Here is a 22,041-nt window from a genome sequence, read left to right as displayed (position 1 = left end):
TAGTAACTCTTCCATTATAACACTAAAATTCATGAATGGCAAATCTTTCTGATAACTATGCTTTTGCGGCGCCTTTCCTTTTATACTCAGATAAGATAACAGAGGCCAACATCAGAACACATCCAACAGCCAGTTTTATCGTCACCTGTTCCCTCAGAAACAGAACAGAAAACGTCAGCCCGAATACGGCTTCAAATGATAAAATGATGGAAGAAGTATTGGGAGTCAGATGCTTTTGCCCCATATTCTGCAGAAGAAAACAGATCATGGTGCCAAAAATCCCCAGATACAGCAACCCCATCATCATGGAAGGATCAATCGCAGTTAAATCTAAGGAACCTTCCAGAAGCGGAGCAATTACCCAGCTTAATATTGCCGCCACGGCCATCTGGATCACAGTCAAAATAATGGGGTCATGGTCTTCGGTATAACGGTCAATAAAAACAATGTGAAACGCAAAGAAAAAGCCGCATACCAAAGTCATCAGATCCCCAACATTCACCGATAAGTTTCCCTCCAGGGACAACAGAGCAAGCCCCAGCACTGCGATCCCTGCTGCTGCCACATTGTTCCGGGAAGGCTTTTTTCTATTATAAAACCAATGGAGAAACGGCACCAGAATCACGTACAATGTGGTGATAAATGCATTTTTACTGGCAGTGGTATATTTAAGCCCATAGGTCTGAAAAAAATAACTGACAAACAAAAACACGCCTAAAAGCCCGCCGCACATCAGATCGGTTTTACAGATCTTTTTCACCCGCTTCCAGAACACGGCTACCAGCGAGGCAGAAGCAATAGTAAAGCGTAAAGCCAGCAAGTAGACCGGGGTAACCACTTCCACCGAATTCTTCATCACAACAAAGCTGCTGCCCCATATGATGGTTGTTACAATCAGGCCTAAGACAGACAGCGCCTTTCTCCCTTTTCCATTCTGCTTGTTCATATGTATATTTTAAAGTCCTTTCACATAAGAGCAGGGGCGCAGTGTTCTGCGTCCCTGGTTTATTTTCCTGTTCGTTTCTATTTTATATTGGAGAACTTGTAAATGGTTGTTGTCTTGTATTCTTCGCCGGCCTTTAAGACTGGAGACTGGAATTCCGGTTTATTCACGGAATCAGGATAATACTGGGTTTCAAAGCAATAGCAGCAGCGTTTTTCATATACCGCTCCTCCTTTGCCCTTCATTCCATCATTTAAGAAGTTTGCAGTGTAAAACTGCATTCCCGGAAGGTCTGTATAAACCTCCATCCGGATGCCTGTCTTATCTGACTCCGATGCGGCACACAGGGAAACCTCACCTGGCAGGTGGTTTAAGACCCAGTTATGATCATAACCTCCGCCGTATATCAGGGCCTCATATTCTTCATGGATATCCTGCTCAATGGGTTTCATCACCGTGAAATCCATGGGAGTCCCCTTAACAGGAGTGATCTCTCCGGTGGGAATCGAACCTTTATCCGCTCTCGTATAAGCATCTCCGTCAATCCAGACACGCTGCTTCATGGCATCTGTACCGCCCTGGCCGTCCAGGTTGAAATAACTATGATTGGTAAAGTTTGCTACGGTATCTGCATCGCAGATCATATGGTAGGAAATTTCAAGGCTGTTGTCCGGTGTAAGAGTATAGGTTACGGTAATGTTTGCATTCCCTGGGAATCCCTGGTCTCCATCCGGTGAAAGGAGGGAAAAGCTGACACTGGTTCCCAGATCATTTTCCTCTGCCTCACTGTCCCAAAGACGGCTCTGGTAAAGATCCGGGCCGCTGTGAAGATTGTTAGGTCCATTATTGCTTTAAGCCTATATTCTTTTCCATTAATGCTGAATTTCGCACCTGCAATGCGGTTGGCGTTCCTTCCAATGGGAGCTCCAAAGTGAGGCGGATTTAAAAGATACTCATCTGCACTGTCAAATCCCAGGACCACATCAACCATTTTTCCATCCCTGTCAGGCACATTCATGTTGACCCAAACTGCACCCAGATTTGTGAAAGAAGCGGAAACTCCGTTTCTATTTACCAGTGTATACAAATACACTTCCCTTTTATCGGGCATGTTTCCCCAAAGCTCTTTCTTGTATGCCATTTTCCTTCCTCCATATGCCTTTTATTGAAAGCTCCCTCTGAAGGCCGGGAGCTTTATGATCCAATCATTCCTTGGCTTTGATATATCCCTTTGCGGTTAAAAGCTCTGCTGAAAGAACCGCACCGCCGGCCGCTCCGCGGACCGTATTGTGGGAAAGGCCAACAAACTTATAATCGTAAACCGAATCTTCTCTTAAACGCCCTACAGAAATTCCCATTCCTTTTTCAAAATCTACATCAAGGTTTACCTGAGGACGGTTATCTTCTTCTAAATACTGTATGAACTGCTTGGGAGCGCTTGGAAGCTTCAGTTCCTGAGGAAGGCCCTTAAAATTCACTAAGCGGTCAATTAATTCCTCTTTAGTCGGTTTTTTGCGGAATTTTACAAATACAGCCGCTGTATGTCCATTTAACACGGGTACGGATGCACTGGCAGGTGATCACAGGTTCACTTGCTTTTACGATCTCTCCATTTTCAACCTTTCCCCAGAGGCGAAGAGGCTCCTGCTCGCTCTTTTCTTCTTCTCCTCCTATATAAGGAATGATATTTTCTACCATCTCCGGCCAGTCTTTAAAGGTCTTTCCTGCTCCTGAGATTGCCTGATAGGTGGTAGCAACCACTTCATAGGGCTCAAATTCCTTCCATGCCGTTAAAACAGGGGCATAGCTTTGAATGGAACAGTTGGGCTTTACCACAATGAATCCCCGATCCGTACCCAGACGCTTTTTCTGATCCTCAATGACTTCAAAATGCTCAGGATTGATCTCCGGCACCACCATAGGGACATCCGGTGTCCAGCGATGGGCGCTGTTATTGGATACTACCGGCGTACCGGTCTTTGCATAAGCTTCCTCAATGGCCTTAATTTCTTCCTTTGTCATATCCACGGCGCTGAAAACAAAATCAACACTGGCAGCAACCGCTTCCACTTCATTTACATTCATAACAGTCAGTTTTTTTACGGACTCAGGCATTGGAGTGGTCATTTTCCAACGGTCGCCCACTGCTTCCTCATAAGACTTGCCAGCAGAACGAGGACTTGCTGCCACTGTCACCACCTCATACCATGGATGGTCCTCAAGAAGAGAAATAAATCTCTGTCCCACCATACCGGTTGCTCCTAAAACGCCAACTCGCAATTTTTTTTCCATCGCTTTCTCCTCTTTTCTTTTCATTTTGTAATCCTATCATATGCTAAATTCTTAACTATCCTATAACAAAGTGAAAAAAAATCAATATTTATTCGCCAGAAAAATACATTTGTGCGTCACACAGATACATTTCTTTAAAATGTATGCTGCAGCAGAGCATTAAAGGCGTACCTTGCTGCCCTTCCCGTCACGTTTTCCAATCTTCAGCCGGTTTAAGTGGACCTCTTTTTCCTTATAATGAATGATAGGATCCTCGCCTAAAAGATGCACGGTCTCCAGCTCCTCACCGGGCGCCAGCTTGATTCCCCGCACGCCTCTGGCGTTCTTCTTCATCTCGGGGATCTCCTCCACCTGGAAACGCAAAAATACGTCTGCCGATGTTTGAAGCACCACATCTGTCTGTCCTTCCACAAGCTGGACGCTGATGACTCCATCCTCATCCTGAAGCTTAGTTGCTGCTACGGTCCTGTTATTTGTTTCAAATTCCTCGCCCGGTACCAGCTTTACAAGAGCCTGTCTGGTGGCAAACAATAATTTACGGCCCTTTAGGCCCTGTGCATTGCATAAGTATATGATCTCTTCCCTGGTTCCGTCAAACTTGCTCAGATTATCAATTGGCGTTCCTTTATCCCGCAGCTTGCCGCCGGGGATATCCAGAATCTTCACCTGATGTAAATTTCCCGTATTGGTAAAGATACATATTTTATCCGTATTAAAGCAGTTTACCACATGAGGATTCTCTGTTTCAATGGTTTCTTTATTTCTTTCATACGTATTCTTATCAAGCACCTTACAGTAGCCGAACCGGTCCATGACAAAGGCGACCTCTGATATGACAACTGCCTCTTCCTCATAAACTGCTTCCCTTCCATCCTCAATAAGCGTTCTTCTTGGAGTTGCATATTCTGCTTTGATATTGTCCAGGTCTTTTTTTAATGACCGCATCCATGTTCTTGCGGCTGGACAGGATTTTTTCATATTCAGCGATTTTAGCCAGCGTTTCCTTATACTCCTTTTCCAGTTGGAGGATCTCTAAGCCGATCAGCTTGTAAAGGCGCATTTCCAGAATGGCTCCCGCCTGTTTTTCCGTAAAGCACAGCTTCCTCGCATCCTCTTCAAATCCCTTGACCCGGAAGTTTATATTGGAAATATCTCCGGTCATCAGACAGTTTTTGGCGTCTTTTAAGTTCTTGGAACCTCTTAAAACTGCGATGATCAAATCAATGATATCACAGGCTTTTATAAGACCTTCCCTGATCTCTTTCTTTTCCAGTTCTTTTTCCAAAAGGGTCTGGTACTTTCTGGTAGCATTTTTATACTGGAAATCCAGATAATTTTTAAGGATTCCCTTTAAATCCAGGGTTTCCGGACGTCCCTCCGCGATGGCCAGCATGTTGACGCCAAAGGTGTCTTCCAGCTTTGTTTTCTTATATAGGATGTTGCGGATTCTCTCCACATCTGCATCCTTTCTCAGCTCCAGAACAATTCTGATCCCGTCTTTGTTGGACTGGTTGGAAATGTCCACCACATCCGTAAGCTTTTTGCTCTCAACCAGGTCTGCCACATCAATCAGAAACTTATTGATCCCGGCGCCCACCATGGTATAGGGGATCTCAGTGATTACCAGCTTATCCTTATCTGCCTTCCGTTTTCCAAGCTCCACCTCAATTTTGCCTCTGAGCTTGATTTTTCCTGCACCGGTTTCGTAGATGGCAGGCAGATCGCTTTTATTTGCGATGATGCCGCCAGTAGGAAAATCCGGTCCAGGCAAATATTCCATTAATTCCTTTATGGTAATATCCGGTTTGTCTATATATGCCCGGACTGCATCTATAACTTCACCCAGGTTGTGGGGAGGAATGCTGGTGCTCATGCCTACTGCAATTCCTTCCGCCCCGTTGATCAGCAGGTTTGGGACCCGCACAGGAAGGACTTCCGGTTCCTTTTCCGTTTCATCGTAATTGGGTATAAAATCAACCGTCTTATCCAAGTCCTTTAAATAGACTTCCTCAGCAAACTTCTCCAGCCTGGCTTCCGTGTAACGCATGGCCGCTGCTCCGTCCCCCTCAATGGAGCCGAAGTTTCCGTGGCCATTGACCAGAGGCATCCCCTTTTTAAATATCTGGGACATGACTACCAACGTTTCATAAATGGAGCTGTCCCCATGGGGATGATATTTACCCATGGTATCACCCACGATACGCGCCGACTTCCGATGGGGCTTATCATGATTCAAACGAAGCTCGCTCATATCATATAATACTCGCCGCTGTACCGGCTTTAAGCCGTCTCTTGCATCCGGGATCGCTCTGGCAGTGATTACGCTCATGGAATAATTCATGTAGCTTTTCTGCATTTCCTCGGAATATTCTGTTTTAATGATTTTTTTCTGCCATTACTACCTCTCCTTACGCGTCAATCTCGGCTTCATCCGCATGCTCATAAATAAACTGCCGCCTTGGAAGCACATCGCTTCCCATGAGCATTTCGGTTATTTCTGAAGCCATACGGGCATCCTCGATCTCCACCTGTTTTAGCACCCGCCGTTCAGGGTCCAGAGTTGTTTCCCACAGCTGCTCTGCATCCATTTCTCCAAGTCCCTTATACCTTTGCAGGGTAAACTCTCCCGTATGGGTCCTGCGGTAGCGCTCCAGCTCCTTCTCATCATAAAGGTACTGCTCTTCTCCCCGCTTTGGAATTACCTTGAACAGAGGCGGCATGGCTATAAACACATGTCCATTATAAATAAGCTCCGGCATAAACCGGTACAAAAAGGTAAGAAGAAGGGTGTCAATATGGCTTCCATCCACATCGGCATCGGTCATAAGGATGATTTTATGGTAACGCAGCTTTGAAATATCAAAATCATTGCCGTACCCTTCCGAAAAGCCACAGCCAAAGGTATTGATCATGGTCTTGATCTCCCATTGGCCAGTACCTTGTCCATAGATGCCTTCTCCACGTTCAGTATCTTACCACGGATAGGAAGGATGGCCTGATACTGCCTGTTACGGGCCGTTTTTGCGGAACCGCCTGCAGAATCTCCCTCTACGATAAAAATTTCACATTCTTTTGCATCACGGCTTTCACAGTTTGCCAGTTTTCCGTTGCTGTCAAAGGAAAACCTTGATTTGGAAAGCATGTTGGTCTTTGCCTTCTCTTCTGCTTTACGGATCTTCGCAGACTTTTCCGCACAGCCGATCACTGCCTTTAAAACTTCCAGATTCCGGTCAAAATACCGCTGCAGCTCATCTCCTGCCACAGTAAATACTGCCTTTGTGGCATCGGCGCTTGCAAGCTTTGTCTTGGTCTGTCCTTCAAAAATAGGATCCGGATGCTTTACCGCTACAACAGCCGTTAAACCATTTCTCGTATCCGCTCCTGTAAAGTTGGCATCCTTTTCTTTTAAAATCCCCAGTTCCCTTGCATAGTTGTTGATCATTTGCGTGAAACGGGTCTTAAATCCAGCCAGGTGGGTTCCCCCTTCCTGGGTGAAAATATTGTTGCAGAAGCCAAGGATATTCTCCTCAAAGGTATCCACAAACTGCAGGGCAGCCTCTACTTCAACCTTATCCAGGGTCCCCTTAAAATAAATGGGATCGTGAATTGCCTCCTTTCCGGTATTTAATTCCCTCACATAAGCGATAATTCCATCCGGCTCATGATAAATGACGGTTTCCTCTTCTCCCTGCCTTTTGTTGACATAGGTAATATGAAGCTCCGGATTCAAATACGCGGTTTCATGAAGACGGCTTTTTAACCATTCCGCTTTAAAACGGATTTTTTCAAATATCTCTCCATCTGGAAGAAAATTGATCTCTGTTCCTGACTCCTTTGTTTTTCCTAACGTGGGAAGCAGGCCATCCACCAGTTCTACCGTTGGTATGCCCCGCTCATATTCGTCGTAATGAATCAGACCATTCTTATATATTTTAATTTTCATGTGGGCAGACAGGGCGTTCACAACTGAGGAACCGACTCCATGAAGCCGCCGCTGGTCTTATAGGCATCATTATCAAATTTACCGCCTGCATGAAGGGTGGACAGCACCACACGTTCTGCCGATATTCCCTTTTTGTGCATCTCCACCGGAATTCCACGCCCTGCATCCTTTACGGTACAAGACCCATCCGCTTCCAGGGTGACCCATATCTGATTGCAGTAACCGGCAAGATGCTCGTCCACCGCATTATCTACAATCTCATAAATCAAATGGTTCAGTCCCTTTGTCCCAACGCTTCCTATATACATGCCCGGACGTTTCGAACCGCCTCAAGGCCTTCTAAAACGGTAATACTGTCCGCATTATACTGTGCTTTTGCCATGATACTCCTCCACATCTGGTATTGTCATATCCCATTATACAATGCCTCTTCCATTTTTGGCAAGTTTCTGGCATTTTTTTTGCTAAATTTATAAAAAGGTATTGAACTTTTCCAGCACCCTATGGTATAATATAAAACGTGTCAAATAAGACTAAGCAGATATAGTTCATTGGTAGAACATCAGCTTCCCAAGCTGAGGAGGCGGGTTCGATTCCCGTTATCTGCTTTAAACCTTTTATTTACAAGGAAAAAGAGGGCTTCCAAAATAATTTGGATAGTCCTCTTTTTTTGACTTGACACCACTTTGACACCACTTCTAATTTTTCACAGTATTTTTTTCGATCTTTTTCATTTCCTCGGCTTTCGTATCTGGCAGTACATGCGAATATAAATCTGCAGTCATGGCAAGGCTGCTATGGCCTAAGATCACCTGCATGGCCTTTAATGGAATTCCCTGTTCCAGGCCTCTTGTGGCAAATGTATGGCGTAAGGTATGCGGGATTATCGGATCGAATTCTATACCATCTTTCTTGATCTTATTGGCAATTTTTTTCATGCCTGCCCGTATCCCCGTATCCCAAAATGCTCCGCCATCTTCATAAGTTAAGACCATATTTTTCAGGTTATCTTCTTCTTTCCATTTTTCGCCCAGTTTTAACCGGTTTTCAAGCTGCCTATGCCTGATGCTTTTCAGGAGTTCTTCTATATTATTAAGCATTGGTCTATCTCTCCGGCTGCTCTCTGTCTTCGGGCTATCCTTGTACCGCCCCGTTCCCTCACGAAGATATACCAGGGTCCCTGTTACATGGATCAGCTTATTCTTCCAATCTATATCAGACCATTGCAGGCCGGTTATCTCATTGACACGCATTCCCGTTGATAAAGCCATAATGTAAAAAGCATAGTATACAGACCCTTTTGCATATTTCAAAAATACCTTCTGCTCTTCCAGTGACATTACCCTCTTTTCACTTTGACCCTTTTTCCTGTATTTGGGAAACACCAGAGCATCAGCCGGGTTATTTATTATTAACTTATTCTTTTGTGCCTGATTAAACATTCCCGACAATATAACAAATACAAAATTAACCCTGGACTTGGAGAATCCCTTTTTGTAAAGATCATTAATGATTTTCTGTAAAGCCTGCGGCTGAATATCTGTCACTTTTCTTTTGCCTAAGATCGGATCAATATAACTTGCGTAAGATTGACTGTATGTCTGGATTGTCGAAGCTTTGCTCGTATTATTCTTATACTGCTCCAACCATGTTTCAAACCAGGCAGAAACCGTAATTTCTTTGGGCTTACAGAAAATTCCATGCTTCAACTCATATTTCATGTTATCCATCTTTTCCAGTAGGCCTTTGACATTAATATCATAAATGGTATACCGCTCTCCATCATACTGGAAACGGGCCATGTATCTACCGTCTGAACGCAGGGTAACTCCTTTTGGTAACGTCTTTCCGTTCTTATCTACTGCCATATTGTTTCACTCCTTTTTAGAAAGGCAGCAACTAAAAACACTATATGCTGCTCTTCTCCACATTCTTCAACATCAAACTGCTTTTCCCGAAACTCCCAAAGATAAATAATATACACGATCCAATGCTTTCTCATCCATCTCCATTAGGAGCCTTAATACTCTATCAATACGCCATGGCATTTCTCTAAACTGCTTTACTGATTCCAAAGATTTATTAAGCTCTTTCAATTCTTCCCTTGCTTCATAATAGCTATCTACCAAGCGACTGTACCGCTCAACCGACACAAGAATCATTTTTTGCATATTCACACTCCAAGTTTTCCTTCTTAAATTGAATAACCAAATCCATGAATTTATTACAAGAATGCTGCAACTCCTTACTTTGATCAACAGCATTTATCTCTTTTATCCATAGTGACCGAAGGGACTCAAGTTCTTCTATACTTAAATCGATTGACATTTTAAGGAGTTTTACAATCATTTCTTCTGCTATGCTCATTTTTTAACTTCTCCTTTACCTTGGGTTTGCAACGGGATAAATCTGTGATATAATCAGAGTACCCCTTTGCATTGGTGTGTGATCGGGTTAAATTCTTTTATTAGCCCTGGACGCTTACTGGCCTGTTATGCTATCGTAAAGTGCTTACCCACTGATTGCTTCACATACTGGCTATAGAGGGCCTCATATACTCCTTCTGGAATGCCTTGCTGTCAAATCGACCACCTATAACACATTTCCACCTTACAAGGAAATCCCCGGCTTTTAACTCCTCCACTCCTCTGGCTTCCATTTCCTTCTTGATTTCCTCTTTAAGCTTGTCCACCTCCAGTTCCAGTGTTTTCATCTGCTCCTCAATTGCTTTGAGCTTTCTTACTCTGTTTTCAATGGTCCTTTCTCCCATGCGATTGTTTTTCTTTCCTTCTGTTGGATTCTTACCGGCCTATTGTTCGCCAACCTTGGTACCTCCTCATTGGGATTGAATCCTTGCACTGTTCCGGTAATCTTCCTGGCTATTGGTTTTACCTTGGCTCACTCACAGGTATATTGACTGGAATTTCATAATCTTTTCGGGTTATCGGTGGTTTGCTAACTTGTAATTACATCACATTGTATATGGTCGTATATATCTATAGTAATAATGAACGATTATTTGGTCGTATATTCATTATGTATATAGTCGTATATTATCCTTTGTGTTATTATATATACGAAATCATATAGAGATCGTTACTAACTCACCCGTAAAGTAGAATGGAGAACAAATATGGAAGAATCAAGAAAAAGAACACCGCAGCCCAAATCAAAGCCCACAAAAAAATATATGGAAAATTTTGTAGAAGTTAAAGTTCGCATGACCCCTGAACACAGAGAAAAGGTGAAGCAGCACGCAGTAAATATGGGCGAAATCACGACCGCCTTTATTAATCGTGCTATAGAACAAGCTATAAATATTGATTTTAGAATCATATCACTTAAAGACGGTAATTATATTGTAAATGTCGAAGGACTTTATGACGCATTTCATTGCCTAGACCCAAAAAAAGACAAGCAGTACCATGATATCTGATAATGCCGACCTCAGCTTAGATTGTTTTTTGCGTAACACTCAAGAGGCTTTTAGATCTGAGTCCTCTGTCATAATTCGTGAGAAACATATACGAACTCCGGATGAACTTTTAAATTGGATAGTAAATCATGGAACTGAGGAATTTCAAACAGAGATGAAAATACGATTTAAAAAAAATTATAGTTGAAAATTCCTAAATAGCTTGAATGCCATTGTCAGATATGCTATATTAGAATTACAAAAGGAACAACCGCCCCAATACAAGGGGTTGGCCCATATTGAAGATAGAAATCCCCCGATACCGACCAAGTATACAAGGGGGATTTTCTATTGCCCATCTCTGGGACTTTATAGAAAAATGCTACTTACAATTAACAAAAATAAAGGGAAGCAATGCTAAAATGAATGTACCAAAGGCCATAAGGTCTTTAAAGTCATACTTCATCCGCATCACCTCCCATCTATGTATGATGGAAGGCCAATCCCTTGCAGTGACACGATTGTTCCATGTCACAATGGTAACATATCCAATTTCAATGTGCAATTACTTTTCCCGGTAACAGCCGGACTTTTCTTTTTCAGAATTATATTCATTAGTTTCTTTTTCTCTGAGACTTATCAATTTAACTTCCGCCCCATACTTATCACCGATGATCCTTCCAAGGGCTTCAAAAGCTTTCCAGGGATCGAGTGTACCAACAGTGGTAATTGTATCTTTCATAATATCACCTTGCTTTCTGGTAATTCATCTTGTATTTTCATAAAACGGCTCCCTTTAAGAATGGAAACCTCCACCCTTACAGTTCAAAATTGAGCGTCCTTTTATTTAGACTGTGCAAAATTTCGTTGTCAACCATACAGCCGATTATTCGGCTCTATTATGCTTGGTTTCTGATACCTGCGAGTTAACAATATCAACCATGATAACTTTTCCTAGTCAACCCCATGGACTTGTACTAGTACAACGGAATTTTCCATGCTATTCAATTTAGCTTGCTATAAGGATTTCATAACTTCCATCACGCTTTTTACGTCAATGTAATGCATATCTTCCTCCTTTACTCAACTTCTTGGGATAGATATTTTACGATATTACCCTGATTTGAATCTTTATGTAAATATTGCAAAATTTAAATTTTTACTTTTCTCCCTACTTTTATTTCGCTCTCCTTTATTACCTGATTTTCTACTGGGTAGTTTTCTATGTATTTTTCCAAATCACTTCCACGAATCTTTCTACGACCCAAATTTAAAGCTGGAAGCCGCTCTAAGAGCTTTCGCATATTTATTAAACCATTCATTTTCTTCTGCAGAGTGATTTTCAGCACCTTCCAAAGGAAGATAATTATCGAAATATTCAAATATGCTCCAAGTAATTAAATCACTATTTCTATTGCGTTCAGAACATACATTCAATTACAATGTAGCTGAGGTGATCAATATGTTAGGGAAATGTGGGCTTGCAGAAGACGTTAACAGGTGTCCTCATTACATCAGAGACAAGGATGGTTGCGGGGCGGACCATACAAGCTGCGGTTTCTTTCGGCAGCCGGATACTAAAAAGGAAATAAACAATCAAAGACATCCAACGTGGTTTGAGCAGTACTACGATAGGTAGGAATCTATATGGGAGTATTGGGAATCGGGACAAACGCCAAAAGAATTGCAGATGGGTTATGGTAGTATAGGCGGACCCGAAATTTTGGTTACCCGCAGCAATTTGTTGTAATATTTCAACAGTAGGTGTAATATAATAAAAAAAGGCAATCGCCACAGGGTGGTTGGCTAATTAGAAAAGCAAAGACCTTCCCAACCGGCCAAAGTACAGGGAAGGCTTTTTGCATTTAGCGACATGTCTTAATGACGAATGTCAGCAGTGCTAGAAGGAACATACCAAAAGACATTAGGTCCTTAAAGTCAAGATTCTTCATGAGCAACACCTCCATTCTATGTAGAATCGAGGCCTACCATCCTATACACGATTGCCAGCAGTTTGTACCTGCTAGTATAATTATATGTTTCTACTTAAGAACATACTATTAAATATATCTTACAAATTCCTTCGGGACCCTGTTCCACCAATCCCATATACTGCAACGCCCCATGCTGATCCGGTGTCAGCGTTACCGTAATCACCTTGATTCACTTTTCATTGTAATCTACTTACTTGTAATATATAATTGAATACAAAACATCTACAATAGGAGGTTAGTATGAAAAAAAGCAAAAATTCTCTTAATAGCAACCAGTATTTCTCTTCTTTTCTCTATTCAATCTTTCGCGGGTTGGATACAAGAAGATAATGGTCAGTGGAAATACGATCAGAACGGAACACTAGTAACCAGCCAATGGATTGAGGATCAAGGAATCTGGTATTATTTTGATGAAAATGGTGTGATGCTCGCAAATACCACTCAAAGAATCGATGGTGAGGTTTACACTTTTGACGTTTCTGGTAAGTGGATAGATCCTAACTCTTCAGCAGAAATAACTTACAGAACTTATACAAATACAGAAATCGGTTATTCTCTTCAAGTTCCGTCTAATGTGGCTACTACTGCTTTTGATGGAAACTCAGAGTCTTTTGATATAACCACTAAGAACATGTTAATCCAATTCGATAGCCTAACGATACCAGCAGATGCAGATCCTGCAACATATTTGAAGATTTTTCAATTAGGCTTTCATGATAATGCTATAAAACATGCATCTTGCATTGATGTAATTGCCACTAATCTGGGAGAGTTCTCTGCTATTAAAGATAGTTATCTTGATAATGATGGAAGCAATTTTGATTTATACATTTGCTCAGCTGGAAAAAAAATGTTTACTATTTATGTAGGGTACACTTCTGACACGCAGGAAATGACTCAAAAAATTCTAGGTACATTAAAAAAGCTGTCATAATTATATTTACCCCTGCCCATAGTGGTGGGGGTATTTAAATCTATTTGTTTAAAACTCGGCCGGCTCCTGCACTCCATTACTGTCTGCCTTGTAGAACGCATACTCCAGATCATGTCCCTCTATAGGCTCAAAGTAATAATTCTTACCGTCTATTACCTGCCAATCTGTCACAGCATATCCATCTGTATTGAAGTAGTACTTATGACCGTTAATGATATGCCAACAGGATTTATAGTAAGTGGTTTTAGTATCAGCGTACCACCAACCATTTTTGTCATGGTTCCAACCTAAGGTATATTCTGGTTGCTCCACTATACTCCAATCCGACCGACCATACCCCATAACCCTCTAGTAGGATAAGCTATAGGACTTCTGGCATACTCACCCGCCATTCTCGATCACACCGCTATCCCTAAAGGTTATAATCCATATGCGCTATATAATCTCTGGTAAAACAGGTAATAAATTTGACTTCCGGCATCTTATTACCTCCTTCACTTCTAGGCTAACTATCCAGTATTGACTTAAGCGTCTCCAATTTGTTCCATTCTATTCTGACACCACTTTGACACCACTTTCTATTAAAGGTAATTAAAGATAAATAGACACCTCAGAGTTTCCCAATAAACAAAACGAGATAAACCATGGCAAACACCATTCCAAAGAACATCCGTCTCCCAAGCCAAGGAGGCGGGTTCGGTTCTCATTTTTATTTACAGGAAAAAAAGAGGACTTCCAAAACAATTTGGATAATCCTCTTTTTACGCTTGACTTCTTCGCACTTCCGTGCTATACTCGATTAGTATTTTTAATAAAGTTTTGATTTCGCATATATTTGTAAGTCATTATTCTATTGATGATTTACACATATATGCGATTTTTTATTTTATGGAAATACAATAATTTTAAGGAGGTATCTTTTATGTATAAAGGTACGGTGAAATGGTTTAATGCACAAAAAGGGTTTGGTTTTATTTGCGATGAAGAGGGCAATGATATATTCGTTCATTTCTCCGGTCTTGCTATGGACGGTTACAAGTCTTTAGAAGATGGTCAGTCTGTCACTTTCGAAACAATCAACGGTAATCGTGGTTTACAAGCCGTTAATGTACACGTCGCATAATCTCCTGCCAAATTATTAATCACATCTAACTTATCCATTTTCTTCAAAATACCAAATTGATAAAATGTATATGTACCAAAAATCTGTATATTAAAGAAGTCAGAGCTATGTTTAACAATTACAGCTAAGTCAGCAGGGTTTATTTATATATTCCTTGCTGACTCAACCTAAAATATCATTTAAACGTATTTTTCCAGATAATCAAGGACGCATACTGATTACAGAAAAGTCCGTTTCTTGCTCACCTTTGATCTTCGCTTTTCTTTCCCCATTTTTAATACCTTATCTGAAATCCTTTTTCTTCCGACAGCGGGATCCGTACTGCCTGAAAGCTGTCAATCACAATATAACGGTCCTTTCTTAAACTGTCAAGCAGACGGTCTATTTCAGCATCCCGCCCCTGCACTTCCATTTCTACCTGTCCGTCATCCAAGTTTCTCACCCAACCCGTAAGGCCAAGTCCCCGAGCAAGCTGCTGGGTCCGGAAGCGGAAGCCCACCCCCTGAACCCGTCCGCTGACATAAATGTGCTTTCGGATTTTATCCCATTTTTCCATAACAATCTCCTATACCCTGACAATTTCCAGTGACAGGGTCTCCTCATTACATATAGCCGGAAAATATCTCGAAGTGAGACTGATCTAAAAAGTGTTCTAGAAATTATGTCTTAAGCATAACATCCATTTTATAGTATTTCAATATTTATTTTAATTATTGCCCCATAGATGATAAAGCAAGTTTAAATAATTTATACAGTCTTTCATATGTTCTAAGGCTCAGGAGTAATGTTCTCGGCTCTGTTAATACTCTTATTTTTTTGTTTTGTAATTTCTGATCAGCAAAATACTGTGCAACAGATTTCACCAAATCTCCTTTATCTTTGTCAAGACTATTGATATTTTAAAAATAATCCTTCAAGTCTTTAACTGAGTGATTTTTGGGAAGGACTGGTTAATAAAAAGATTCAAAGTTAGTGTAATCCAAAAAGAAAGCATGCTCCGGAGGCTCATTATGAAACTCCGCAGCATGCTTGAAAAGATATTTTTAAAAAAAATCAAATGATAACTTACATTATTGCCTCCGTTTGAATGTGGTCTTGTCACCCCCATTCCACACAAAGATTTCATTATAGGCTATCTTTTTAATTCTAAGTTTCAGAATCCCTTAATTAACTCCCCATTCTTTGGTTCAAAGCGTCCGGTGAAGAAGCGCAGAACTTCTGGCTCATATACCCATTTAAGACCGCTGATATCATGTCTCACCTGATACAACTGGATTATTGCGTCAGCAACATAGTCCAGATGTGCATATGTATAGACCCTTCTCGGAATGGTCAGACGGATTGTCTCCAGCTTCGGCACATGGTTCTCTCCTGTCTTAATGTCTCTTCCTGCGGAGATAATGCCGCGCTCCATGGTTCTAACACCGGAGTACTCGTAAACAGCTGCTGCCAGAGCCTGTGCCGGGAAGTCTGTTTTCTGATCTAAATGGTCTAAGAATGCACGGGCATCTACGAAAATTGCATGGCCACCGCTCGGCTTAACCATAGGAACTCCTGCAGCATCCAGCTTCTCGCCAAGGTAACGGATCTGATTTACGCGGTGGCTGATGTAGTTGTATTCCATTGACTCTCTAAGACCAATTGCCATGGCTTCCATATCTCTTCCTGCCATTCCACCGTAGGTAGGCATACCTTCATACTGGACGACCATTCCAGTTGCACGGATATATAAATTTTTGTCATTCATGCACAGGAATCCGCCGATATTGGTCAGGCAGTCTTTCTTTCCGGACATGGTGCAGCCATCGCCGTAGGAGAACAATTCGTGAACAATCTCCTTGATGGTCTTATCCTCATAGCCTTTTTCTCTTGTCTTGATGAAATATGCATTCTCCACGCATCTGGTGGCATCAAACATTACCATAATGCCATTCTTATGGGCCATCTCGGATACAGCCTTTATGTTAGCCATGGAAACAGGCTGCCCGCCTGCCAGGTTTACAGTAACTGCAAGGCAGATATATGGGATCTTATCTGCGCCGACTTCATCAATGAGAGCCTGGAACTTATTTAAGTCTACATTGCCCTTGAAGTCCAGGACTGCGGCTGGATCATGGGCCTCGTCAATAACCACGTCGCGGAAGGTAGCTCCATTGTGTTCCTGATGGAAACGGGTTGTGGTGAAGTACATGTTGCCCGGCACATAGTCTCCTGGCTTAATGGTAAGGGAAGACAGAATATTCTCTGCGCCACGTCCCTGATGAGTAGGAACTACATATTTGAATCCAAATAATTCCCGCACAGTCTCTTCCAGATGGTAAAAGTTCCTGGATCCGCCGTAGGCTTCATCACCTAACATCAGTCCTGCCCACTGTCTGTCGCTCATTGCATTTGTTCCTGAATCTGTCAGAAGGTCAATAAAGCATTCCTCTGATTTTAGCAGGAAAGTATTATATCCTGCTGTCTTGATTGCTTCTTTTCTCTCTTCTTTGTTAAGGTTGCCCATAGGCTCCACCATCTTAATTTTGAAAGGCTCTGGTGCAAATTTCATCATATCCATTATTACTCCTCCTTAAAAATGATTTTATTTTTCTTTTTAATTGAAAAATTCTTTTCATAATCCTTAAGCGATGCAATGGCCTGGCCTGACAACGGAATGATTGCCAGCATATTGAAAATGGTCATCAGCCCTACTCCAAGATCTCCTAAATCCCACACAAAGCTGTATGCAGCGATTCCGCCGATAAACAGCATCACCAGCGCAAAAATTTTGTATCCTGTCTGGGCTGCCCATGTATCCTTGAAGATATAGGCCACATTACAGCGTGCATAGTATAGAATGCCAATAAAAGTAGAAAAGCTGAACAGGAACAGGATAATTGCAATAAAAACAACTCCGAATCTGCCTAAGTGATAGTTCATGGCTCCCTGCAAAAGATCCATTCCCTCCAATCCTTCGATAACCTCAGCCGGTGCCAAAAGCATCAGGAATGCGGAACAGCTGCAGATCGCCAGGGTATCGATGAAAACGCCCAGAGACTGAATCAGTCCCTGCGTTACCGGGTGATCCACCTCGGCTGCCGCCGCTGCACAGGGAGCGGAGCCGCTTCCTGCTTCATTGGAAAAAAGTCCGCGCTTTACTCCATTCATAACAACAGCTCCCAATCCTCCGCCTACCACAGGCTTAAATCCAAATGCCTGAGAAAAGATGCTGCCAAACACAGCTGGAAGCTGAACAATATTCCTGGCAATGATGAAAAACGTAATTGCGATATAAGCGCATGCCATAATTGGCACAACCTTGTCGAGCACCTTCACAGTAGCATTCTTGCGGAGCACGATGCATGCGGAAACTGCAACCAAAACCACAGTAGTGGTTAACTGAGGAATACCAAATGCATTTTTAAAGGCAGTTGAAACCGAGTTTCCGATTACCTGGCTGATACCTGCCCAGCAAAGCAGACCTGAAAGCGCAAATGCAATTCCAAGGAATGTGCACTTGCAGCCCTTTATGTAATATGTGTTGCCGTCCATTGCCACATACTCTGCTTCCTTCTGCACATCCCGTACAAAGATATCTTCACGCTTCACCTTTGTAATAAACCGGATCCTGTCCATGAAGTAGGCAGGTCCACCTCTGTATCCTCCATAGAGGGGATCTTTTTCTTTGTAAATCTGAGCCAGTGTTGATTCTATGAAAGAAGTAGACGAGCCTATAATAGCAGTCACCCACATCCAGAATACTGCACCTGCCCCACCAAAGGAAATAGCCGCCACCACGCCTGCCAGATTCCCCATACCCACGCGGGTGGCCGTGGCGATAATCAGTGCCTGAAGACCGGAAATTGAATTCTGATCCTCTCCAGTTTTTTTCCTCAAAGTCGCCCGAATCATTTCAGGAAAAAGCCGGAATGGCAGGAATCTAGTTTTTACGGTGAAATATAATCCTGCGGGAATCAACAGGATTACCAGCAATGATATGCCGAACTTGGTTTCACCATTTGAAAATTCCAGAATGAACATGTCGCCCCACAACAGGTTATTGAGTGCCATTACGATCTTTACGATGTAATGCCCCAACCATTCAAATAGTTGCATTTCCCCATCCTCCTTCTCGTATTTAGTTTTTTTGCATTCTACCTTCCAGTCCGTTCTATTGATGCATGATGCGTGATGCATCATACGTTGTTGAGTTCATTATACAATAATTTGAAAATATGTCAATATTTATTTTTATATTTTTAAATCTATTTATATTCCTATATTTCCGGGAAACATATAGACAAATCAGATCAACAATTGTCACTTTTATTGCTTTTAAGAAAGATTTATAGTAAACTGTAAAATACAAGCAATTAAAACTAATCAGGAAGGAGACGAAAATGAAGAATACTCTTGTGAAAACGACCCTAAGCGAACAGTTATACAACATTCTAAAAAAATGAAATCATGAGCGGAACCATTCCTCTGGGAAGCAAAATTACAAACAGAGAACTGCAGGAGCGTTTTTTTAGTTTCCTCCACACCGGTGCGAGATACTATTAACAAGCTTTATCAGGACGGCCTCGTAAAAGAGGTTACAAAAACAGGTGCCCAGGTAATCAACTTTGACTATGGATATGCGGCAGAAATCAATGAATTCATTGCAGCTATCTCCTGTGTAGCCCTCACTATGACCATTGCCAGGGGTGCAGACAAGGAAGTGACAAAGCATTTGAAAAAAACACCTGAAAAAACAGACAATTGCTCCGGATGACGATGCCTACTTTGAGGCAGATTTCCATTTTCATAAGTCGTTCTTTGACTTCTGCGGCAACCAGTTTTTGAAAGAAACCTACAAGAGATACAATCTTATCCGTTTCCTTCTGATCAAGTTTGCTATCCGTACAGCTGAGGACCGGTCCTGCTCCATCAAACAGCACGGAGATATCGTCAATGCTTACAGCTCCGGCAATTTTGACCTTGCAGCCCAGCTTCTTGAGCAGCACTATATCCACGGCCTTTCACTGATCAAAGGATATAATCCATAGAAAGAGCCATCAGACTAAAGACTGTATCCATTCAGAAAAGTATTGATCTCATTAAAAGTTAGCCAGCATTTCATCTTTTCTTTATACCGCTTGAACAGGTTTCCACATATTTAGCAAACAGCTCAATGCACGGAAGCCCAGCCATTGTGTTTTTATCTATCCGAAATGTTAGGTCTAAAAGAGGCCTAACATTTTTTAGATCTCTTTCACTCATTTCCATATTTTTCGTCTGTATGTAATGTATCTCTTTTATTTAATAATAACATTTCATCAAAGGCATCAGCTGCATTGGCTTGGCATACACATACCCCAGGATTACATCACAGCCCGCTGACGTTAAAAAAATCTACGGTTTCTACGTATTACACTCCCTCTGCTGCAATACATCGACGGGGATCTTCTATCCTTTGCATAGAAAATTAACTCCGCAGAAATAAGATTTCTCTCTTGGACTCTTTCACTAATTATATCTTTTTATGTAAGGGTTGGTAATCCTTCCATAATTTAAGTTTTTTTACATGAAAGGGTTGATTTTTTTACTATTTAGCTGTTATACTATCAAAGGTTCAGACCTTGTAATAATACACCGGATTGCTTCCGTAGCGCAGTTGGTAGCGCAACGCATTCGTAATGCGTGGGTCGGGGGTTCGAGTCCCCCCGGGAGCTTATGAAAAACCTCGTATTTACGGGGTTTTTTTCTTCATATAAAGAATTATTCTCTACACTGCATCTGTAACATTTTAAGATTGAAAGGAGAAATTATGTTACAAATTATTCTACCATTTGTTCTGGTCCTTTTAGCGGCAATTATCCTGCTTGGAATTTTAGCAAGCGGATACGTAAAAGCTCCGCCTGACAGGCTTTCATTATTTCAGGCTTAAAGAAAGAACCAAAAATTTTAATTGGATGCGCCGGAATCAAAATCCCATTTCTGGAAAGGCTGGATAAGCTTTATCTTGGCCAGATGACGGTGGATATCAAGACAGAACAATCTGTTCCAACAAATGATTTTATCAACGTAAATGTTGACGCTGTGGCAAAGGTGAGAATCGAGCCAACAGAAGAAGGAATTAAATTAGCAGCAAAGAACTTCTTAAACAAAAACCAGGATCAGATTACGCTTGACTTACAGGATTCCCTTCAGGGTAATATGCGTGAAATTATCGGTACTCTTACTTTAAAGGAAATCAATACTGACAGAGATTCCTTCTCCGATCAGGTTATGGAAAAAGCATCAAAAGATATGAGAAAGCTTGGCATCGAAATTGTATCATGCAATATCCAGAATATAAGCGATGAAAATGGCCTTATTAAGGATCTTGGTGCCGACAATACGGCAAGAATCAAGAAAGATGCTTCCATCGCAAAAGCCCAGGCTGAAAGAGACATTGCAATTGCCCAGGCTGAAGCAGATAAAGCTTCCAATGATGCAAGAGTGCTTGCTCAAACAGAAATCTCCCAGAAGAATAACGAACTTGAGATTAAAAAGGCTGAATTAAAGAGAGAATCTGACACAAAACGGGCTGAAGCTGATGCGGCCTATGAAATTCAGAACCAGGAACAGCAAAAAACAATTCAGACGGCTACGGTAAATGCCCAGATTGCTAAAACAGAACGAGAGGCCGAGCTTAAGAACAAAGAAGTTGCCGTAATGCAGCAGACTTTGGAAGCCGAGATTAATAAGAAAGCCGATGCAGAGCGTTATGCAGTGGAACAGAAAGCTTCCGCTGACTTAGCGAGAAGACAGCGCGAAGCAGAAGCAAAGAAATATGAACAGGAAAAAGAGGCTGAAGCAAGGAAAGCCCAGGCTGAAGCCGAAAAATATGCTATGCTCCAGGAAGCCGAAGGTATAAAAGCCAAAGGTGAAGCGGAAGCCGCTGCAATCCAGGCGAAAGGTATTGCTGAGGCAGAAGCAATGGAAAAGAAAGCGGATGCAATGACAAAATACGGGCAGGCCGCAATGATGGAAATGATCGTAAAGGCATTACCTGAGATGGCAAAGGCAATTGCAGAGCCATTGGCTACAATTGATAAGGTTACCATCATTGACAGCGGCAATGGTGATGCAGGGGTCCCTTCCATGGGAGGCTATGTGCCGGCTGTCTTGGCTAAAACAATTGAAGCGGTAAAAGAAACAACCGGATTAGATATCACAGAAATCATGAAGGCAAATACATACGATGCCAAGGTAACCAGAAACGTAAATATTACTGGAATTCCTGATGGCACAGACATAAATGATCCGGCAAAAGCAGTAACTATTGCAAATATAAGTAAAGAAATTGCTGAAAGCACTGACAAAGAATAAAAGCAGGAATAAAAAACACCTTGTATTTTGAGGTGACCCAAAAAGTCAAACTTTATGGG

Annotated in this window: 18 protein-coding genes, 2 tRNA genes and 4 pseudogenes; 8 read left to right on the top strand and 16 right to left on the bottom strand. The window is 41.8% G+C overall.

Annotated features, from left to right (window positions below; genetic code table 11):
- Positions 1 to 55 precede the first annotated feature (55 nt).
- From JCM10519_RS00315 to JCM10519_RS00295, 6 genes and pseudogenes are all read right to left on the bottom strand, one after another.
- On the bottom strand, positions 56 to 946 hold the full coding sequence (locus JCM10519_RS00315; RefSeq protein ID WP_054737633.1) for an EamA family transporter: 891 nt from the start codon (positions 944 to 946) through the stop codon (positions 56 to 58).
- Positions 947 to 1,023: 77 nt separating this feature from the next.
- A pseudogene (locus tag JCM10519_RS00310) lies at positions 1,024 to 1,731 on the bottom strand (aldose epimerase family protein); the annotation flags it as partial.
- The gene (locus tag JCM10519_RS24590; protein ID WP_347842903.1) at positions 1,632 to 2,054 is read right to left on the bottom strand and encodes a hypothetical protein; all 423 of its coding nucleotides are present in this window, start codon (positions 2,052 to 2,054) and stop codon (positions 1,632 to 1,634) included. The gene JCM10519_RS24590 and the pseudogene JCM10519_RS00310, both read right to left, overlap by 100 nt.
- A 94-nt stretch (positions 2,055 to 2,148) precedes the next feature.
- Positions 2,149 to 3,235: pseudogene (gene asd, locus JCM10519_RS00305) on the bottom strand (aspartate-semialdehyde dehydrogenase).
- 159 nt (positions 3,236 to 3,394) lie between these two features.
- Positions 3,395 to 5,591: pseudogene (locus JCM10519_RS00300) on the bottom strand (DNA topoisomerase (ATP-hydrolyzing)).
- 52 nt (positions 5,592 to 5,643) lie between these two features.
- A pseudogene (locus JCM10519_RS00295) lies at positions 5,644 to 7,560 on the bottom strand (DNA gyrase subunit B).
- A gap of 155 nt (positions 7,561 to 7,715) precedes the next feature.
- Here JCM10519_RS00295 and JCM10519_RS00290 point away from each other — a divergent pair.
- Positions 7,716 to 7,786: transfer RNA gene (locus tag JCM10519_RS00290), tRNA-Gly, on the top strand.
- Between the two features lie 90 nt (positions 7,787 to 7,876).
- Here the strand turns inward: JCM10519_RS00290 and JCM10519_RS00285 are convergent.
- The 4 genes from JCM10519_RS00285 to JCM10519_RS00275 all read right to left on the bottom strand — a co-directional run bounded on the left by JCM10519_RS00285 (position 7,877) and on the right by JCM10519_RS00275 (position 9,948).
- Positions 7,877 to 9,046: a site-specific integrase gene (locus JCM10519_RS00285; protein ID WP_054737632.1), complete on the bottom strand. Its 1,170-nt coding sequence runs from the start codon at positions 9,044 to 9,046 to the stop codon at positions 7,877 to 7,879.
- Positions 9,047 to 9,118: 72 nt separating this feature from the next.
- Positions 9,119 to 9,307 carry a hypothetical protein gene (locus tag JCM10519_RS24585; RefSeq protein WP_347842643.1) on the bottom strand — a complete coding sequence of 63 codons (189 nt, stop codon included), beginning with the start codon at positions 9,305 to 9,307 and terminating at the stop codon, positions 9,119 to 9,121.
- 13 nt (positions 9,308 to 9,320) lie between these two features.
- Positions 9,321 to 9,545, bottom strand: a complete 225-nt coding sequence (locus JCM10519_RS00280) for a hypothetical protein (RefSeq protein ID WP_054737631.1) — start codon at positions 9,543 to 9,545, stop codon at positions 9,321 to 9,323.
- 160 nt (positions 9,546 to 9,705) lie between these two features.
- Positions 9,706 to 9,948 carry a hypothetical protein gene (locus JCM10519_RS00275; RefSeq protein WP_054737630.1) on the bottom strand — a complete coding sequence of 81 codons (243 nt, stop codon included), beginning with the start codon at positions 9,946 to 9,948 and terminating at the stop codon, positions 9,706 to 9,708.
- Positions 9,949 to 10,311: 363 nt separating this feature from the next.
- Here JCM10519_RS00275 and JCM10519_RS24580 point away from each other — a divergent pair, with 363 nt between their 5' ends.
- Positions 10,312 to 10,614 carry a hypothetical protein gene (locus JCM10519_RS24580; protein ID WP_347842642.1) on the top strand — a complete coding sequence of 101 codons (303 nt, stop codon included), beginning with the start codon at positions 10,312 to 10,314 and terminating at the stop codon, positions 10,612 to 10,614.
- A gap of 544 nt (positions 10,615 to 11,158) precedes the next feature.
- Here the strand turns inward: JCM10519_RS24580 and JCM10519_RS24575 are convergent.
- Together JCM10519_RS24575 and JCM10519_RS00260 are read right to left on the bottom strand one after the other, a co-directional pair.
- A complete protein-coding gene (locus JCM10519_RS24575) occupies positions 11,159 to 11,335 on the bottom strand; it encodes a hypothetical protein (RefSeq protein WP_347842641.1) in 177 nt (58 codons plus the stop codon).
- Between the two features lie 409 nt (positions 11,336 to 11,744).
- Positions 11,745 to 11,915, bottom strand: coding sequence for a hypothetical protein (locus JCM10519_RS00260; RefSeq protein ID WP_347842640.1), 171 nt, complete (start codon positions 11,913 to 11,915; stop codon positions 11,745 to 11,747).
- A 928-nt stretch (positions 11,916 to 12,843) separates the two neighbouring features.
- Here JCM10519_RS00260 and JCM10519_RS00250 point away from each other — a divergent pair.
- The gene (locus tag JCM10519_RS00250) at positions 12,844 to 13,521 is read left to right on the top strand and encodes a hypothetical protein (protein WP_347842902.1); all 678 of its coding nucleotides are present in this window, start codon (positions 12,844 to 12,846) and stop codon (positions 13,519 to 13,521) included.
- Between the two features lie 48 nt (positions 13,522 to 13,569).
- Here JCM10519_RS00250 and JCM10519_RS00245 read toward each other — a convergent pair whose 3' ends face one another.
- Complete coding sequence (locus JCM10519_RS00245; protein WP_347842639.1) at positions 13,570 to 13,833, bottom strand: hypothetical protein; 264 nt, start codon at positions 13,831 to 13,833, stop codon at positions 13,570 to 13,572.
- Positions 13,834 to 14,443: 610 nt separating this feature from the next.
- Here JCM10519_RS00245 and JCM10519_RS00240 point away from each other — a divergent pair.
- Positions 14,444 to 14,644: a cold shock domain-containing protein gene (locus JCM10519_RS00240; RefSeq protein ID WP_054737624.1), complete on the top strand. Its 201-nt coding sequence runs from the start codon at positions 14,444 to 14,446 to the stop codon at positions 14,642 to 14,644.
- 274 nt (positions 14,645 to 14,918) lie between these two features.
- On the opposite strand, the gene JCM10519_RS00235 is transcribed toward JCM10519_RS00240, so the two are convergent.
- The 3 genes from JCM10519_RS00235 to JCM10519_RS00225 all read right to left on the bottom strand — a co-directional run bounded on the left by JCM10519_RS00235 (position 14,919) and on the right by JCM10519_RS00225 (position 18,742).
- On the bottom strand, positions 14,919 to 15,200 hold the full coding sequence (locus JCM10519_RS00235; RefSeq protein WP_054737622.1) for an acylphosphatase: 282 nt from the start codon (positions 15,198 to 15,200) through the stop codon (positions 14,919 to 14,921).
- Positions 15,201 to 15,797: 597 nt separating this feature from the next.
- The gene (locus tag JCM10519_RS00230; RefSeq protein WP_347842901.1) at positions 15,798 to 17,198 is read right to left on the bottom strand and encodes a tyrosine phenol-lyase; all 1,401 of its coding nucleotides are present in this window, start codon (positions 17,196 to 17,198) and stop codon (positions 15,798 to 15,800) included.
- 8 nt (positions 17,199 to 17,206) lie between these two features.
- Positions 17,207 to 18,742 (bottom strand): alanine:cation symporter family protein, encoded by a 1,536-nt coding sequence (locus JCM10519_RS00225; protein ID WP_054737618.1) that lies wholly within the window; start codon positions 18,740 to 18,742, stop codon positions 17,207 to 17,209.
- A gap of 430 nt (positions 18,743 to 19,172) precedes the next feature.
- Here JCM10519_RS00225 and JCM10519_RS00220 point away from each other — a divergent pair, with 430 nt between their 5' ends.
- The 4 genes from JCM10519_RS00220 to JCM10519_RS00205 all read left to right on the top strand — a co-directional run bounded on the left by JCM10519_RS00220 (position 19,173) and on the right by JCM10519_RS00205 (position 21,982).
- Positions 19,173 to 19,400 (top strand): hypothetical protein, encoded by a 228-nt coding sequence (locus JCM10519_RS00220; protein ID WP_054737616.1) that lies wholly within the window; start codon positions 19,173 to 19,175, stop codon positions 19,398 to 19,400.
- A complete protein-coding gene (locus JCM10519_RS00215) occupies positions 19,372 to 19,674 on the top strand; it encodes a GntR family transcriptional regulator (RefSeq protein WP_347842900.1) in 303 nt (100 codons plus the stop codon). Before JCM10519_RS00220 ends, JCM10519_RS00215 begins: the two co-directional genes overlap by 29 nt.
- A 593-nt stretch (positions 19,675 to 20,267) precedes the next feature.
- Positions 20,268 to 20,340, top strand: a tRNA-Thr gene (locus JCM10519_RS00210).
- Positions 20,341 to 20,644: 304 nt separating this feature from the next.
- Complete coding sequence (locus JCM10519_RS00205) at positions 20,645 to 21,982, top strand: SPFH domain-containing protein (protein WP_347842638.1); 1,338 nt, start codon at positions 20,645 to 20,647, stop codon at positions 21,980 to 21,982.
- Positions 21,983 to 22,041 lie beyond the last annotated feature (59 nt).

Source organism: Clostridium sp. NkU-1 (assembly GCA_001312405.1).
Note: the sequence above shows the minus strand (reverse complement) of the source record. Positions and strands in the feature narration are given on the sequence as shown.

Bases quoted from the DNA above. Each gene is read 5' to 3' on its own strand.
- JCM10519_RS00315 (WP_054737633.1), bottom strand. From the start codon at position 946: ATGAACAAGCAGAATGGAAAAGGGAGAAAGGCGCTGTCTGTCTTAGGC.
- JCM10519_RS24590 (WP_347842903.1), bottom strand. From the start codon at position 2,054: ATGCCCGATAAAAGGGAAGTGTATTTGTATACACTGGTAAATAGAAAC.
- JCM10519_RS00285 (WP_054737632.1), bottom strand. From the start codon at position 9,046: ATGGCAGTAGATAAGAACGGAAAGACGTTACCAAAAGGAGTTACCCTG.
- JCM10519_RS00280 (WP_054737631.1), bottom strand. From the start codon at position 9,545: ATGAGCATAGCAGAAGAAATGATTGTAAAACTCCTTAAAATGTCAATC.
- JCM10519_RS00275 (WP_054737630.1), bottom strand. From the start codon at position 9,948: ATGGGAGAAAGGACCATTGAAAACAGAGTAAGAAAGCTCAAAGCAATT.
- JCM10519_RS24580 (WP_347842642.1), top strand. From the start codon at position 10,312: ATGGAAGAATCAAGAAAAAGAACACCGCAGCCCAAATCAAAGCCCACA.
- JCM10519_RS24575 (WP_347842641.1), bottom strand. From the start codon at position 11,335: ATGAAAGATACAATTACCACTGTTGGTACACTCGATCCCTGGAAAGCT.
- JCM10519_RS00260 (WP_347842640.1), bottom strand. From the start codon at position 11,915: ATGAATGGTTTAATAAATATGCGAAAGCTCTTAGAGCGGCTTCCAGCT.
- JCM10519_RS00240 (WP_054737624.1), top strand. From the start codon at position 14,444: ATGTATAAAGGTACGGTGAAATGGTTTAATGCACAAAAAGGGTTTGGT.
- JCM10519_RS00235 (WP_054737622.1), bottom strand. From the start codon at position 15,200: ATGGAAAAATGGGATAAAATCCGAAAGCACATTTATGTCAGCGGACGG.
- JCM10519_RS00230 (WP_347842901.1), bottom strand. From the start codon at position 17,198: ATGATGAAATTTGCACCAGAGCCTTTCAAAATTAAGATGGTGGAGCCT.
- JCM10519_RS00225 (WP_054737618.1), bottom strand. From the start codon at position 18,742: ATGCAACTATTTGAATGGTTGGGGCATTACATCGTAAAGATCGTAATG.